Annotated in this window: 11 protein-coding genes and 1 other RNA gene; all 12 read left to right on the top strand. The window is 55.3% G+C overall.

What is annotated here, in order from left to right:
• Positions 1-159: 159 nt before the first annotated feature.
• The 12 genes from mutS to ssrA all read left to right on the top strand — a co-directional run bounded on the left by mutS (position 160) and on the right by ssrA (position 15470).
• Entirely contained in the window at positions 160-2787 is a 2628-nt protein-coding gene (mutS, locus tag ACR0QW_RS04065; RefSeq protein WP_432642437.1) for a DNA mismatch repair protein MutS, read from the top strand.
• On the top strand, positions 2784-4724 hold the full coding sequence (gene mutL, locus ACR0QW_RS04070) for a DNA mismatch repair endonuclease MutL (RefSeq protein ID WP_432642438.1): 1941 nt from the start codon (positions 2784-2786) through the stop codon (positions 4722-4724). The genes mutS and mutL overlap by 4 nt, the downstream gene beginning before the upstream one ends.
• Before the next feature lie 10 nt (positions 4725-4734).
• A complete protein-coding gene (locus ACR0QW_RS04075) occupies positions 4735-5529 on the top strand; it encodes a class I SAM-dependent methyltransferase (RefSeq protein ID WP_432642439.1) in 795 nt (264 codons plus the stop codon).
• On the top strand, positions 5526-6470 hold the full coding sequence (gene miaA, locus ACR0QW_RS04080) for a tRNA (adenosine(37)-N6)-dimethylallyltransferase MiaA (protein ID WP_432642440.1): 945 nt from the start codon (positions 5526-5528) through the stop codon (positions 6468-6470). Before ACR0QW_RS04075 ends, miaA begins: the two co-directional genes overlap by 4 nt.
• A 17-nt stretch (positions 6471-6487) precedes the next feature.
• Positions 6488-6754: an RNA chaperone Hfq gene (hfq, locus tag ACR0QW_RS04085; RefSeq protein WP_432642441.1), complete on the top strand. Its 267-nt coding sequence runs from the start codon at positions 6488-6490 to the stop codon at positions 6752-6754.
• Positions 6729-7634: a site-specific tyrosine recombinase XerD gene (gene xerD / locus ACR0QW_RS04090; protein WP_432642442.1), complete on the top strand. Its 906-nt coding sequence runs from the start codon at positions 6729-6731 to the stop codon at positions 7632-7634. Before hfq ends, xerD begins: the two co-directional genes overlap by 26 nt.
• Before the next feature lie 77 nt (positions 7635-7711).
• Entirely contained in the window at positions 7712-8572 is an 861-nt protein-coding gene (htpX, locus tag ACR0QW_RS04095; RefSeq protein ID WP_432642443.1) for a zinc metalloprotease HtpX, read from the top strand.
• Between the two features lie 303 nt (positions 8573-8875).
• The gene (locus ACR0QW_RS04100; RefSeq protein WP_432642444.1) at positions 8876-10123 is read left to right on the top strand and encodes a sodium/glutamate symporter; all 1248 of its coding nucleotides are present in this window, start codon (positions 8876-8878) and stop codon (positions 10121-10123) included.
• A 254-nt stretch (positions 10124-10377) separates the two neighbouring features.
• The gene (locus ACR0QW_RS04105) at positions 10378-11619 is read left to right on the top strand and encodes a sodium/glutamate symporter (RefSeq protein WP_432642445.1); all 1242 of its coding nucleotides are present in this window, start codon (positions 10378-10380) and stop codon (positions 11617-11619) included.
• Positions 11620-11799: 180 nt separating this feature from the next.
• Positions 11800-12510, top strand: coding sequence for an anaerobic ribonucleoside-triphosphate reductase activating protein (locus ACR0QW_RS04110; RefSeq protein ID WP_432642446.1), 711 nt, complete (start codon positions 11800-11802; stop codon positions 12508-12510).
• Between the two features lie 131 nt (positions 12511-12641).
• Positions 12642-15050 (top strand): ribonucleoside triphosphate reductase, encoded by a 2409-nt coding sequence (locus tag ACR0QW_RS04115; protein ID WP_432642447.1) that lies wholly within the window; start codon positions 12642-12644, stop codon positions 15048-15050.
• 71 nt (positions 15051-15121) lie between these two features.
• Positions 15122-15470: a transfer-messenger RNA gene (gene ssrA / locus ACR0QW_RS04120) on the top strand.
• Positions 15471-15494 lie beyond the last annotated feature (24 nt).

Below are 15494 nucleotides of genomic sequence, written 5' to 3' on the forward strand. Positions count from 1 at the left end.
GGGCCTGAGCCACAACAACAAAAATATGTGGAGCGGCCGGACCGACGGCAATAAGCTGGTCCTGTGGCCTGTGGGAGAACGGTTCTTCGATGCGGGCGAAGTGGTGCCTGTGAAGATCGAGACTGCACAGACCTGGCTGCTTAAAGGATGTGCTGCTTTATGACGACATTGACTCCTATGCTCCAGCAATACCTGGAAATCAAGGAACAACACAAGGACGAATTGCTGTTTTTCCGGCTGGGAGACTTTTATGAACTGTTCAATGATGATGCCCTCACTGCCAGCCGGGAACTGAACCTGACTCTGACCCACCGGGCCGGGGGCAAAGCCGGGGCTTCCAGCGCCATGCCCATGTGCGGCGTACCTTTCCACAGTGTGGACAGCTACCTGGCCAAGCTCATCAAGAAAGGGTACAAGATCGCCATCTGCGACCAGATGGAGGATCCCAAAAAGGCTGTGGGCATCGTGAAACGGGAAGTGACCAAAATCCTGACTCCCGGCACCATTTTAAGCGACGCGGTGCTGGATGAGAGCCACAACCAGTACCTGGCCTGCCTGGAGCAGGAGGGGGAACGGCTGTGCCTTTCCTATGCCGATGTTTCCACCGGGGAATGTGCCTGGTATCTGGCCGGCGGCAGGGATCGGGAAGAAGCGGTCCTGGACCAGCTGTACAGGATTTCTCCGGCAGAACTGGTGCTTACCACAGGGACAGAAATGTTCCAGAGCCTTCTGGATAAAATGCGGCAGAAACTGCCCGACTGCATGGTGAACCACTATGATCCCATCCCGGATATGGATTATTTCGGCCAGCATTTTGGCAGTGATCCGGCGGGCAGGGATCCCCTGGTGCACAAAACGGTGGAGGCCATGCTGGGCTATATCCATGAAAATGTGAAGAGTGACCTGGCCCAGATCAACCAGCTGCGGGAAATTACCACGGATGCGGTCATGAACCTGGACGCTACGGCCATCCGCAACCTGGAACTGGTGAAGAATATGAAGGACGGAACCCGTCACGGAACCCTGCTGGACGTACTGGATTATACCCGCACGGCCATGGGGGCCCGGCAGCTGCGCCAGTGGGTGGAGGCACCCCTGCTGGACACGGCACGGATCACTCTGCGCCAGCAGGCCATCGGTTATATGGTGCAGGAAAGCAAATCTCACAACGCCACCCAGTTCCGCACCCGGATGGGCGAGGCCCTGGGCCAGATCACCGATCTGGAACGGATCCTGTCCCGGATCGAAGTGGGATCGGCCAACGCCCGTGACCTGGCAGCTCTCCGTTCGGCCCTGCGGGCTCTGCCCCAGGTGAAGCAGCTGCTCAGTGAATGCAGACAGGGGCTGCTCCATACCCTGGATACCCGTATCGCTCTTCACGAGGACCTGCTGGATGAACTGGAACGTGGCATCGTGGACGATCCTCCCTTTACCGTACGGGAGGGGGGCATGATCCGCCGGGGCTTCAGCGCCGAGCTGGATGAGGTCCACGACATTGCCGAGAACAACAACCAGTGGATGGCCAATTTCGAACAGAAAATCAAGGACGAAACGGGCATCAAGAACCTGAAGGTGGGCTACAATAAGGTCTTCGGGTATTATATTGAAGTTTCCAAGGGGCAGATTTCCCAGGTTCCCGACACCTTCATCCGCAAACAGACCCTGGTGAATGGGGAACGGTACATCGTCCCTGAGCTGAAGGCTTTCGAGAACAAGATCCTCAGCGCCAAAGAGAAAATTCAGCAACTGGAATACTACCTGTTCAACGAAATCCGTCAGGATGTGCGGCAGCACCTGGTGGAGGTACAGGAAACAGCCCATGCCCTGGGTGAACTGGATGTGCTGTATTCCCTGGCCATGGCAGCGTACAAGGGCAGCTATGTGTGTCCCCGGCTGAATAACCGGCAGGAGATTACCATCAGGGATGGCAAGCATCCTGTGGTGGAAAAGCTGCTGGAGCGGGAACTGTTCGTGCCCAATGATGTGCATCTGAACAGTACCGATGAACGGCTGATCATCCTGACCGGGCCCAATATGGCCGGCAAATCCACCTACATGCGCCAGGTTGCCCTGCTTACCCTCATGACCCAGATGGGCAGCTTCATCCCGGCCCGGGATGCGGACATCTGCCCGGTGGACCGGATCTTTACCCGGGTAGGGGCCAGCGATGACCTGGCCACGGGCCAGAGCACATTCATGGTGGAAATGAACGAAGTGGCCAACATCCTGAAATACGCCACCAGCCGCAGCCTGATCATCCTGGACGAAGTGGGCCGGGGCACCAGTACCTACGACGGCATGAGCATCGCCCGGGCGGTGGTGGAATACATCAACGAAAAAATCAAAGCCAAGACGCTGTTCGCCACCCACTACCACGAACTCATCGAACTGGAGAAACTGCAGCCGGGCATCAGGAATTACTCTGTGGCCGTGAAGGAAAAAGGACATGATGTAGTGTTCCTGCGGCGGATTGTGCCGGGAGGCACCGACAAGAGCTACGGCATCCACGTGGCCAGGCTGGCCGGGCTGCCGGATAAAGTGGTGAAACGGGCGGACGAACTGCTGGAAGAGTATACCAGCCAGGGCCCGGCTCCGGTAACGGCTGGGGCGGCACCTGCACCTGCGCCGGAAAAGGGCAGGGAAGAGATCCAGCCCAGCCTGTTCGGAGACGTGATCGGCGATACCCTGCGCAGTCTGGATATCATGACCATGACCCCGCTGGAGGCCCTGAACACCCTGTACAAACTCCAGGAAGAGGCCAAACGGGAAAGGGGGCAGGCTGAATGAGCGCCAGGGTACAACTGCTGGATCAAAATACCAGCAACCAGATTGCAGCCGGTGAAGTGGTGGAAAAACCTGCTTCCGTGGTAAAGGAACTGGTGGAGAATTCCCTGGACGCCGGCGCTACCCAGATCGAAGTGAGCATCTTCGCCGGAGGTACGGAGTTCATCCGGGTGCGGGACAACGGTTCCGGCATGGATGAAGAAAATGCCCGCATGGCCATACTGCGCCATGCCACCAGCAAAATCGTGAAGGCGGACGACCTGCTGACACTGCACACCCTGGGATTCCGGGGCGAGGCATTGCCCAGTATTGCCTCCGTCAGCCATTTCACGCTGCTTACAAGGGAAGCCGCGTCGGATTTCGCTACCCGCATCACCATCGACGGGGGTGATGATATGGACGTGGAAACCATGGGCGGCGACGTGGGTACCACCATTACGGTGAAAGACCTGTTCTACAACGTTCCTGCCCGGCGCAAGTTCTTGCGTACGGTGAATACGGAAGGACGCTATATCAGTGAGATCCTGGGCAAGATCGCCCTGTCCCGGCCCGATGTGCACCTGACCCTGACCCGGGACGACAAAGAAGTGATCAACACCCCGGGGAGCGGCGATATCCTGGACACCATCGAAGCTCTGTACGGCAAAGAGGTGACGAAGCAGCTGCTCACGGTGAAATATGAACAGGACGGCATCACCATTACGGGCTATATCAGTCGGCCTACTTTGTTAAAAGGGACACGGCAATGGCAGACCTTGTTTGTGAACGGCCGCTGTATCAACAACAGAATGGTGAGCAAGGCCATCGACCATGCCTACCAGTCCCAGATCCCCAAAGCCGGGTTCCCTTTTGCGGTGCTGAATATCGGCATTGATACCCATCTCATCGATATCAATGTGCATCCCCAGAAAAGCGAGATCAAGTTCGGGGATGAGAGCGCTGTGTACCGGGCGGTGTACCACGGTCTGTGCAATGCCCTGACCCAGCCCATGGCCGGTCAGGAAACCCGGGACGGTTCCGTAGCCCTGGCCCAGCCGGGCCCCCGGCAGGAGGGAAAGCCCTTCCTGCGGCCCCAGGCGGCTCCCCCGGAACAGGAACCGCTCTTTACCGGCGGCGACAGAGGATACCAGCCCCGCAGCCGGACCTTTGGGCGCAGTTATGCTTCCAGCCCCGGCGGCACCTATGGCCAGCCCGTTTGGAAGGTATCGGAAGAGGCCGGAGAGAAGTTCTTTGAAGCCCAGCGGGCCGTCGGAGCCCAGCAGGATGCAAAGGCGGATCCGGTCACCGGGGAAGTGCAGCCCCAGGACGCCCCTGTCCCAGGGGATGCGGAGCTGACGGATGAATCCCTGGAGGACGCCCGGAACAGTGGGGTGGATATGATCTGGCCCCTGGGCCAGGTGGACAAGACTTTCATCATAGCCCAGTCAGAGACTGCCCTGTACCTGATCGACCAGCATGCAGCCCACGAGCGGATCATGTACGACAAGTTCGTGCGCCAGCAGCAGGAGATCCCTTCCCAGCAGCTCCTGCTTCCACTGTTCCTCAATGTGACCAAACCCGATGTGGATGCCATCGAGGAATATCGGGACGAATTCCTGAAGCTGGGAGTGGATGCGGAACCGGCGGGGGAGAGCACCCTGCGGGTTTCGGCCCTGCCCGCCGACGTGGCCAACGGCCAGGCGGAAGGGTTCATCGAAGATATTTTGAAACTGCTGTCCGAAAACAAGAAAATCAGGACCAGCGACCTGCGGGAGAGTGTACTCCATTATGCCGCCTGCCACAGCGCCATCCGGGCGGGGGAAGTACTGAACATCCGGCAGATGCGCCAGGTGATCCTGGAACTCCTCAACACCGAGCATCCCTTCACCTGTCCCCATGGCCGCCCCTGCATGATCCAGCTGAACAGCGATGAGCTGTTCCATATGTTTAAGAGAACGTAAGGAGTTACCCATGTCCATCTATGCCGTCACCACCATCCGCAACCCGGGAAGTGATCTTTTGATCCAGGCCCGTGCCTGGGCCCGGGAGCTGCACCTGCCTCTGATTCCCCGGCCCCTCCATGGCAGTATGGAGGATTTCCTGGCCAAAAAAGGCCTGAAAGCCGTGCTCATTGCCTCCCACAAGGGACCTCAGGTGATGACGGAGGAAGGGCTGCTGCGGTACCATCCCAATATGGGCGTACCCCGCGTCCGTACGCTGAAGCGGGGCGGCAGCGACCATCTGGTGGAAGCCTGCGGCCTAAAACCGGGTATGCGCTTTTTGGACTGCACCCTGGGCCTGGCTTCAGATTCCCTGGTGGCTTCTTTTGTCACCGGTCCCCGGGGAAAGGTGATGGGCCTGGAAGCTTCGCCGGTCTTGTACAAAATGGTGTCCCGGGGCCTGCAGGAGTACGAAATCGATGACCGGGACATCGTCGCTGCCCTGCGCCGCATCGAAACCCGTTATGGCAGGGCGGAGGCGCTGATGCCTGCATTCCCGGCGGATTCCTTTGACGTGGTCTATTTCGATCCCATGTTCCGCCGGCCCATCGGCAACTCCTCCAGCATGCAGCCCCTGCGTCCCGCCACCTGCCACAAGCCCCTGGACCGGAGCATGGTGGAAGAGGCACTGCGCCTGGCCCCCAAAGTGGTGGTGAAAGAGCGGGAGGAAGATTTCCTGCGCAGCCTGGGGGCAAGGGAAGTACTGGGTGGCAAATACAGCAAAGTACGCTACGGCGTCATCCATAGAGAGGAGGGAAACCGGTGAGCGACTCGAAAAAACCAAAGGTCATCGCCATCATCGGCCCTACGGCCACGGGCAAGAGCCACTGCGGCATCGCTCTGGCCCGGAAACTGCGGGGAGAGATCATCTCCGGAGATTCCATGCTGGTATTCCGTCACATGGATATTGCCACCGCCAAACCCACGGAAGAAGAACTGGCACTGGTGCCTCATCATCTGGTCAATATCTTGGAACCGGACCAGAAATTTTCCGTGGTGGATTTCCAGCAGCAGGCTGACGCCTGGATCCGGGACTGCAATGTACGGGGAAAGCTGCCCATCCTGGTAGGGGGCACCGGCCTCTACGTCAAGGCCCTGCTGGAACACTACGATTTCTCCAGCGTGGACGAATCGTCGGCGTTGCGTGAAAAATTGAACGCTTTTGCAGACCGGGAGGGAAACGCCGCACTCCATGCCAGGCTGGAAAAACTGGATCCGGACAAGGCGAAGCAATTGAAGATTAACGACAGAAGGCGTATAATAAGAGCCATAGAGACAACCCTGGGTGGGGACCGGGTATCGGCTGAAAAAGCCGCTGAAAGCCCCTATGATGCGGTTGTCTTTGGTTTGCAGATGCCTCGTGCTTCTTTGTATGACCGGATCAACCGGCGGGTTGATCTGATGGTGGAGCAGGGCCTTTTCGAAGAAACCCGGAAGCTGCTTGACATGGGGGTGCCGCTCACGGCCCAGTCCATGAAGAGCATCGGCTATCGGCAGGTAGTGAACTATTTCCGTGGAGAGTGGACACGGGAAGAGAGCATCACCAAATTGAAACAGGCTACCCGGAATTTTGCTAAACGGCAGATCACCTGGTATAAGAAAATGCCCTACATCCAGTGGTTTACCCTGGAAGATCCTCCTGATTACGCAGCCTGCGTGGCTGCCATGCTCCGGAAGCTGGAGGAAATGCAGTTCATTCCAAACTGAAAAGAGAGGGAATCATCATGACTACCGGCAATAAGCCATTGAATTTACAAGACAGTTTTCTGAACAGAGTCCGCAGCGAGAAAAAGACCATCGTGATCTACCTGATGAACGGGTTCCAGGTGCGCGGCAGGGTGTGGGGGTTTGATAACTTCACCGTGATCCTGGAAAGCGAAGGAAAGCAGCAGCTGATTTATAAGCATGCCATCTCCACCATTGCGCCTGTGGAAAACGAGGCCATCTTAGTCCTAAAAAAAGGAAATGATCAGGGTGTCTCTAAGGAATAATCTGGAAAAAGAGATCAACATATTTTTGGAGTATCTAACGGTAGAAATGGGTCTGGCGTACAATACCCGTGAATCCTATGGGAGGGATCTGCGGCTGTTCGCCGGATGGATCAAAAAGCCCCTGGAGCAGGTGACCCGTGAGGATATCCTGCGCTATATGAAAATGCTGAAACTGCACAACTATGCTCCCAGTTCCTCTTCACGGAAACTGGCGGCGCTGAAATCCTTCTTCCGGTTCATGACGGCAGAAGACTTCCTGCAGGAAGACCCATCGGAGGTGGTGGAGGCCAGCACCAAAGGGCTGACCCTGCCCAAGGTCATGAGCCAGGAGGAGGTGAAGCGCCTTCTGGCGGCACCTGACCTGACGACTCCGGAAGGCTTCCGGGACCGGACCATGCTGGAGGTGATGTACGCCACCGGCATGCGGGTATCGGAACTGCTGACCTTGAAACAGGTGAGCGTGAACCTGGAGACCCGGTACGTGATCGCCTACGGAAAGGGGGCAAAGGAGCGGCTGATTCCCCTGGGCCACTATGCTGTTCAGTTTTTGAAGAAGTATCTGGAGGAATTCCGTCCCCAGTTCGTGAAGGCCGGCCGTGATGACGGCAGCCTGTTCCTGACCATCCGGGGAACCGGGATGACCCGCCAGCGGTTCTGGCAGATCATCAAGGCCTACGGGGTGAAGGCGGGGATCACGAAACCCCTGACGCCGCATATCCTTCGCCACTCCTTCGCCACCCATATGCTGGATAATGGAGCCGATCTGCGTACGGTACAGGAACTGCTGGGCCATGCAGACATCTCCACTACGCAGATCTATACCCACTTGACCAACAACCGCCTGAAAGCGGTCTTTGACAAAACCCATCCCAGAGCCTGACTTCTCTTTTATGCCAGTCTTTTTCAAAGGTGGGGAGGCCATGCTACAGGGGCGGGTCCTACGGGAGGTACAATAGAATGATGAAAACAACTGTACTCATGGGCCTGATGACTGCCCTTTTGATGGTCATCGGGGACTACATCGGCGGCAGCAGCGGCATGACCTTCATGCTGGCTTTCTCCGTCCTGTCCAATGTCCTCATTTACTGGTTCAGCGACAAGATTGTCATCAGCCAGTACAATGCCCAGCCGGTGGACGCTCAGAGTGCACCCCGGCTGTATGGTATCGTGGAAGGCCTGGCACAGCGTGCAGGGCTGCCCATGCCCAAAGTGTATGTGATCGATACGGCATTGCCCAATGCCTTTGCGACCGGACGGAACCCATCCCATGCTGCCGTGTGTGTCACCACCGGCCTCATGGAGATGCTGGAACCGCGGGAAATCGCAGGAGTACTGGGCCACGAAATGAGCCACGTGCTCCACAATGATATCCTGATCAGCACCATTGCCGCCGGTATGGCAGGAGTCATTTCCGTCATGGCCCGGTTCGCCTTCTGGTTCGGCGGCAGCAGGGACGACAGGCGCAACAACCCGCTGGGCGGCCTTCTGATGCTGATCCTGACCCCCATTGCCGCTGCCATCATCCAGCTGGCCATTTCCCGGACAAGGGAATACATGGCTGACTATTCCGGCGGTGAACTCAGCGGGGATCCCGATGCTCTGGCGGACGCCCTGGAGAAAATCGAAGGATATGCCCGGTATCGGACCATGCCCAATGCTACGGAAGCAACGGCCCATATGTTCATCATTTCGCCGTTCTCCGCGAAGGATGCCCAGGCTCTTTTCAGCACCCACCCGGCTACGGAGAAACGGGTCGCCCGTCTGCGGGAAGAAGGGGAGAAGATGCGGGCCGAAGGAAAGATCAACCCTCTGGTATAAGAACGGAGTACAGGAGCTGTGAAGGATTCTTTCACAGCTCCTGATCTTTTACTATCTATACACATGACAGATAATCAGTTTTGCTTATGCAATAACATTGTATTTTGTATACTGTATGTCTGTACAAATGCGTTTTATTGCGAATAAGAAGACGATTATAGTTGTCAATATTCAGATTGTTCCCTTGTTATTTCATTTTCATTGTGTTAAAATATGAGCCGTAACGAAGATTGCTCTTCTGGAGGGAGCAATCGGTTGCGAGGGGTTTTATATTTTTTATTTATTTTAGGGGGGGTAATTTGTATGTCGCCTGAGATTATGAAGTACTTCGGTACACTGACGGCGAAAGCTGGTACAGTTCCCGTGTTCAAGTTCGAATACCTGACCACGCTGGGGATTGCCGCAATCGTGATTTTCCTGGGTCGTTTCCTGGTAGCGCACAGCAGACTGCTGAGAAAGTATGCAATTCCTGCACCTGTTGTTTCCGGTATCATCTTTTCTATCATCATCGCGCTTTTCAAAGGAAACGGCATCGTCGCCTTCAAGTTCGATACGAAGATCATGAAGGATCTGTGCCAGAACCTGTTCTTCCTGTGCGTAGGCTATGGTTTCAGCACCAAACTGATCCACAGAGCCGGTGGTAAACTGGTGGCTTATATCGCCATCGCTGCTGCCCTGCTGATCACCTGCCAGGATGTGCTGGGTGTACTGGTCGGCAAACTGGTGGGCCTGCATCCGCTGCTGGCCCTGCAGTGCTCCTCCTCTGCCATGTCCGGTGGTGTAGGGACGGCTTCCGCTTTCGGTCCTATCTTTGAAGCCAAGGGTGCTACTGATGCTACCACCATTGGTGTAGCAGCCGGCACCATGGGCAACATCATGGGTTCCCTGATCGGTGGTCCTGTGGCCGCTTTCCTGATCAAGAAACACAACTTGAAAGCTGATCCCAACGACAAGCCCGAGACTGAAACCACGAATACGGTTGTCAAACTGAACAACCAGAGAATGGTGGTTGCCTTCGCTTACTCTCTGCTGTTCGCAGCATTGGGTATGCCGATCTGGTGCCTGTTCGATCATATCCCCATGCTGAGCATGCCGAAATTCATCGGCTGTCTGTTCGCCGGTGCCATCTGCCGGAATATCCTGGAATCTCTGGGCAAAGATACGTACGTACCTGAATTCAACGCCATTTCCGATATGTTCCTGGAACTGTACCTGGCTCTGGTGCTGATGACCATCGATATCACTGCCCTGGCTCCTGTGGCTGGTCAGATGGGTATCGTCCTGGTGGCACAGGCCATCTTCATGGCTCTGTTCGGTATCTTCGTTTCCTACAACATGTTCGGCCGCGACTACGGTGCTGCTGTCATGACCGCTGGTAACTGCGGCTGGGGCTGCGGTTCCGGCCCGAACGCTGTCGCCAACGAAAAAGCTGTTATGGAAGAATACGGCTGGGCTTCCGTTGCCTGGGTCCTGTATCCGTCCTGGGCTGTTATCTGCGACGATATCTACAACCCGATTTTCCTGTCCATTTTCTCCAATTTCGTCATGTAATTGGGGCGGAAAGGACAAAAAATAAAAAATACGACCTGTCCTCCAGCAGGTCGTATTTTTTATTTGTATACTTTATGCAAACATCTGCCCTCTGCAAATAATAAAAATACAGTTAAAGTTATCAATATTCAGAATATAGTATTGCAAAACCGTTCCATTCTTTGCTACAATAAAGCCATAAAGCATTTTACCCTGACTGGAGCAGGGCAATCAGATTCTCTATGGGAACAATCATTGATAAGGGGGGATTTACCATGGAACGAATGATCATCAAATTATCCATGTTCCACACACTGGCACTGGGGGTATTGTCCATCTGGTTCGGCAACTGGCTGCGGGGCAAGCTGCCGATCCTGAAGAAATACTGCCTGCCCGGGGCGGTTGTGGGCGGAACGATTTTTGCCATCATCAGTCTTCTTCTTTATAATGCGGGCATCTGTGAACTGACCTTCGACTACAAGGTGGCCAACAGCCTGTTCTACTGCATCTTCTTTGCCGCCAGTGGTGCAGCAGCCAGTCTGAGTCTTCTGAAGACCGGCGGCAAGTACGTGATCCTGTTCTGTATTTCGGCTGCCGTACTGGCTGCCATCCAGAACGGCATCGCCATCGGCCTGGGCAAGGTTCTGCAGGTACCGCCGCTCCTGGCTATGATGACCGGTTCCATTCCCATGACCGGGGGCCACGGCAACGCCGCTGCCTTTGCGCCCATGGCTGTGAAGATGGGGCAGAGCAACGCACTGGAAGCTGCCATTGCTGCTGCTACCTTCGGCCTGATTTCCGGGGCCATTATCGGCGGACCCTTCGGTCGGTTCATCGTCCGGAAACATCATCTGGAAGATCCTGCACTGGACGGCCAGGGTGAAATGGAAGAAGCCTCCGGCAATGCGGAAAGCGGAGATTCCATGTTCAAGGGTGATATTGTCCAGGCCATGTATCTCATGTGCTTTGCCTTGGGCCTGGGCGGGCTGTTCATGACCATCCTGACCAAACTGGGCGTCAGCTTCCCCATCCACGTATGCTGCATGTTCGCCGGCATCCTGATCCGTCTGTTCTTCGATTCCAAAAAAGATACAGACCACAGTAAACTGTATGCGGGCATCGACACAGTAGGGGATTTCTCCCTGGGGCTGTTCGTATCCATGTCCATCATCTCCATGAAACTGTGGACCCTGTCCGGTATGGGACTGCAGCTGTTCATCCTGTGCTGCGTACAGGCCATCTTCATCATCTTCTACTCCTATTTCGTGGATTTCTTCGGAATGGGCCGGAACTACGATGCGGCCATCATTGCTGTGGGACATACCGGGTTCGGCCTGGGGGCTGTACCCGTATCCATGGTGACCATGACGGCAGTGTGCAAGAAGTACCGTTATTCCAAGCTGGCGTTCTTTGTGGTGCCGGTGATCGGCGGGTTCCTGAGCAACATCACCAACGCCATCATCATCACGAAATTCCTGGATATTGCCAGCGTGATGCAAAAGGCCATGGGGCTTTAAACAGTTCGCCCCGAGAAAAATACGACCTGACTCCAGCAGGCCGTATTTTTTTTGCACTCAATTTCCTGACCCAAAAGTGTTATAATGGGAAACGTTGCAATGGAAAACGGATTCCATGGCCCTGGTTCCGTAAGGGGCCGATGGATCAGCAAATGATGATTCTTCAGGAGGTTGATCTTTATGTACCTGGCCGGTTGGCAGAAACTTTCTCTGGTGGATTTCCCCGGGAAGGTGGCGTGTACCCTGTTCACCGGAGGCTGCAACCTGCGGTGCCCCTATTGCCACAACAGCGAGCTTCTGGAAGGGGATATGCCCCGGGTCGATACCAGGGAGGTAATGACCTATCTGGACCAGCGGCAGGGCATCCTGGACGGTGTGGTGGTCAGCGGAGGAGAACCCTGCATGCAGCCCGACCTGCTGGATTTCCCGGCCCTCCTGAAGAGCCGGAGCCTGCTGGTGAAGCTGGATACCAACGGCTGCTATCCGGATGTACTCCGGCAGGTGCTGGAGCGGCATCTGGCGGATTATGTGGCCATGGACCTGAAGAACAGTCCGGAAGAATATGCTCTTACCACCGGCAGCGATTCCATATCGCTGGAAGCCATTGAAAAAAGTGTGGGACTGCTGCTCACAGAAAAAATCCCATTTGAACTCCGGACAACAGTTGTGGTACAATTACATAGTAAACATTCGTTCGAAAAAATAAGGGATTTTCTCTTGCCGCTGGTTGCCAAAACCGGAAAAAAGATTCCCGATTTCTATCTCCAGGCTTTCAAAGATCGGGATACCGTTCCCTTTGCCGGCTTCACGGCACCCGACCGTAACACCCTGGAAGCCTATGGGGCCTTGCTTGCAACGGTTGCCAGCAATGTCCACCTGCGCGGGGTGTAGATACAATATTTAGTGTACAACGTTGTATTACACCACTACATATTGACATTTCGGTTTCAAGAAACTAGAATAAAAGAGCATCATGAGTACATCATGAACTTGAAAAATTGACAGAAAGAGGGAATGAAGCCATGTATTCCGTGGTCAAACGCGATGGCAAGATCGTTGATTTTGACGTGACCAAGATCAGCAACGCCATTACCAAAGCATTCAAAGCACTCAAGAAGAACTATCATCCCAGCATCATCAATATGCTGGCGTTACAGGTGACTGCTGACTTCGATCCCAAGATCAAGAATGACCTGATCAGCGTGGAAAGCATCCAGGACAGTGTGGAAAAAATCCTGTCCGACTCCGGCTATGCTGACGTGGCAAAAGCCTATATCCTGTACCGGAAACAGCGGGAACAGATCCGTGACGTGAACTCCTCCCTGCTGAACTACAAGGAACTGGTGGACAATTACCTGAAGGTGAACGACTGGCGGGTAAAGGAAAATTCCACTGTGACCTATTCCGTAGGGGGACTGATCCTCTCCAACAGCGGCGCCATCACTGCCAACTACTGGCTGAATGAGATCTACGACAAGGAAGTGGCCGATGCCCACAAGAGCGCAGCCATGCACATCCATGATCTGAGCATGCTCACCGGCTACTGCGCCGGATGGAGCCTGAAACAGCTGATTCAGGAAGGACTGGGGGGCATCCCGGGCAAGATCACCTCTTCGCCGGCCAGCCACCTTTCCACCCTGTGCAACCAGATGGTGAACTTCCTGGGGATTATGCAGAACGAATGGGCCGGTGCACAGGCTTTTTCCTCTTTTGATACCTATCTGGCGCCTTTTGTGAAAAAGGACAACCTGAGCTACAAAGAAGTGAAACAGTGCGTCCAGAGCTTCATCTACGGGGTCAATACTCCCAGTCGGTGGGGCACCCAGGCACCGTTCTCCAATATCACCCTGGACTGGACCTGCCCGGATGACCTGAAAGACCTGCCGGCCATTGTGGGCGGCAAGGAACAGGACTTCACCTATGGTGACTGCAAGAAGGAAATGGATATGGTGAACAAGGCCTTCATCGAGAATATGATCGAAGGCGATGCCAATGGCCGGGGTTTCCAGTATCCGATCCCCACGTACTCCATCACGAAGGATTTCGACTGGAGCGACACCGAGAACAACCGGCTGCTGTTCGAGATGACTGCCAAATACGGTACCCCGTATTTCTCCAATTACATCAATTCCGATATGAAACCCAGTGACGTGCGGAGCATGTGCTGCCGGCTGCGTCTGGATCTGCGGGAACTGCGGAAAAAATCCGGCGGGTTCTTCGGGTCCGGCGAATCCACAGGCAGCGTGGGCGTGGTGACCATCAACATGCCCCGGATCGCCTATCTGGCCAGGGATGAAAAAGACTTCTACGACCGTCTGGATCATATGATGGATATTGCCGCCCGCAGCCTCAAGACCAAGCGGACTGTGATCACCAAACTGCTGGATGCGGGCCTGTATCCGTATACCAAACGGTATCTGGGCACGTTCAAGAACCATTTCAGCACCATTGGCCTGATCGGCATGAACGAAGTGGGGCTGAATGCCAACTGGCTGCGCAGGGATCTGACCCATCCGGAAACCCTGCAGTTCACCCACGAAGTACTGGTACATATGCGGGAACGGCTGAAGGATTACCAGGAACAGTACGGCGACCTGTACAATCTGGAAGCTACGCCGGCTGAATCCACTACCTACCGCTTGGCCAAGCACGACAAGGAACTGTATCCGGACATCATCACGGCCAACGAACACGGGACTCCGTACTACACCAACTCTTCCCACCTGCCTGTGGGCTATACGGACGACCTGTTCACAGCCCTGGACAAGGAAGATGACCTGCAGACCCTGTATACCTCCGGTACTGTGTTCCATGCCTTCCTGGGCGAAAAACTGCCCGACTGGCAGAGTGCCGCCGGACTGGTAAAGAAGATTGCATCCAACTACAAACTGCCGTATTTTACCCTGTCTCCTACCTACAGCATCTGCCGGGAGCACGGCTACCTGAGCGGTGAGCAGTACACCTGCCCGTACTGCGGCAAGAAAACCGAAGTCTACAGCCGGATCACCGGGTACTATCGCCCGGTGCAGAACTGGAACGACGGCAAGGTACAGGAATTCAAGGACCGGAAGGTCTACAACCTGGGAGATTCCCACCTGACCCACGGGGCTCCCCAGAAAGGACGTCCGGTGTTCCAGAAGCCCAAAGTGAAGACTGCGGCGGCGAAGACCCGGAATGTGGCTAAGGCTGAGGGCAAGGAAACGGCGTGGATCCTGTTCGGCACCCATACCTGTCCCAACTGCAAGATGGCGGTGCGGGAACTGGAGAAATCCGGGGCTGCCTTCAAGGAAATCTTTGCGGAAGAGCATCCGGAACTGGCTGAAAAGTACCAGGTACAGAGCGCACCTACGCTGCTGGTAGGCAAGGGGGACAACCTGAGCAAGATCGAAGGATTCGGCCCGATCAGAGCGTTCATTAAAGAGCAAATGTAAGGCAAAAGGAACGGGCTGTCATTTGACAGTCCGTTTCAGCTCATGCTATAATACTCTATACACACCAACCCGGGGATGTACCGGTTTCGACGGGGGTAGATGGTGTGCGATAAGCGAGCTGGGATCCCGCCAACCCCATAAAACGGTGGAAACGCGTTATAAACGCAGACGATTCTTACGCTTTAGCAGCTTAAATTGCTAACGTCTCGTCTCTCCCTTCCTGCAGGAGAAGCTGAGACGACACTTGCAGGATACCTGCCCTCCAATTCTCGGAGGAGAGCAGGGAAACCCATCGAGATAGCAGGTCAGTAGGCCCGTCTGCAGGCATACCGGCTGCGAAATAAAATATGCAGTCTGCGCTCGGAGAAGTTCGCATGGCAATGCTTTCGGACAGGGGTTCGACTCCCCTCATCTCCACCATGTAGAGATTTCAGTGGAGAACAC

The organism is Acidaminococcus sp., assembly GCF_050873445.1.
In the GTDB taxonomy this organism is placed as follows: domain Bacteria; phylum Bacillota; class Negativicutes; order Acidaminococcales; family Acidaminococcaceae; genus Acidaminococcus.

Bases quoted from the DNA above. Each gene is read 5' to 3' on its own strand.
- mutS (WP_432642437.1), top strand. From the start codon at position 160: ATGACGACATTGACTCCTATGCTCCAGCAATACCTGGAAATCAAGGAA.
- mutL (WP_432642438.1), top strand. From the start codon at position 2,784: ATGAGCGCCAGGGTACAACTGCTGGATCAAAATACCAGCAACCAGATT.
- ACR0QW_RS04075 (WP_432642439.1), top strand. From the start codon at position 4,735: ATGTCCATCTATGCCGTCACCACCATCCGCAACCCGGGAAGTGATCTT.
- hfq (WP_432642441.1), top strand. From the start codon at position 6,488: ATGACTACCGGCAATAAGCCATTGAATTTACAAGACAGTTTTCTGAAC.
- xerD (WP_432642442.1), top strand. From the start codon at position 6,729: ATGATCAGGGTGTCTCTAAGGAATAATCTGGAAAAAGAGATCAACATA.
- htpX (WP_432642443.1), top strand. From the start codon at position 7,712: ATGATGAAAACAACTGTACTCATGGGCCTGATGACTGCCCTTTTGATG.
- ACR0QW_RS04100 (WP_432642444.1), top strand. From the start codon at position 8,876: ATGTCGCCTGAGATTATGAAGTACTTCGGTACACTGACGGCGAAAGCT.
- ACR0QW_RS04105 (WP_432642445.1), top strand. From the start codon at position 10,378: ATGGAACGAATGATCATCAAATTATCCATGTTCCACACACTGGCACTG.
- ACR0QW_RS04110 (WP_432642446.1), top strand. From the start codon at position 11,800: ATGTACCTGGCCGGTTGGCAGAAACTTTCTCTGGTGGATTTCCCCGGG.
- ACR0QW_RS04115 (WP_432642447.1), top strand. From the start codon at position 12,642: ATGTATTCCGTGGTCAAACGCGATGGCAAGATCGTTGATTTTGACGTG.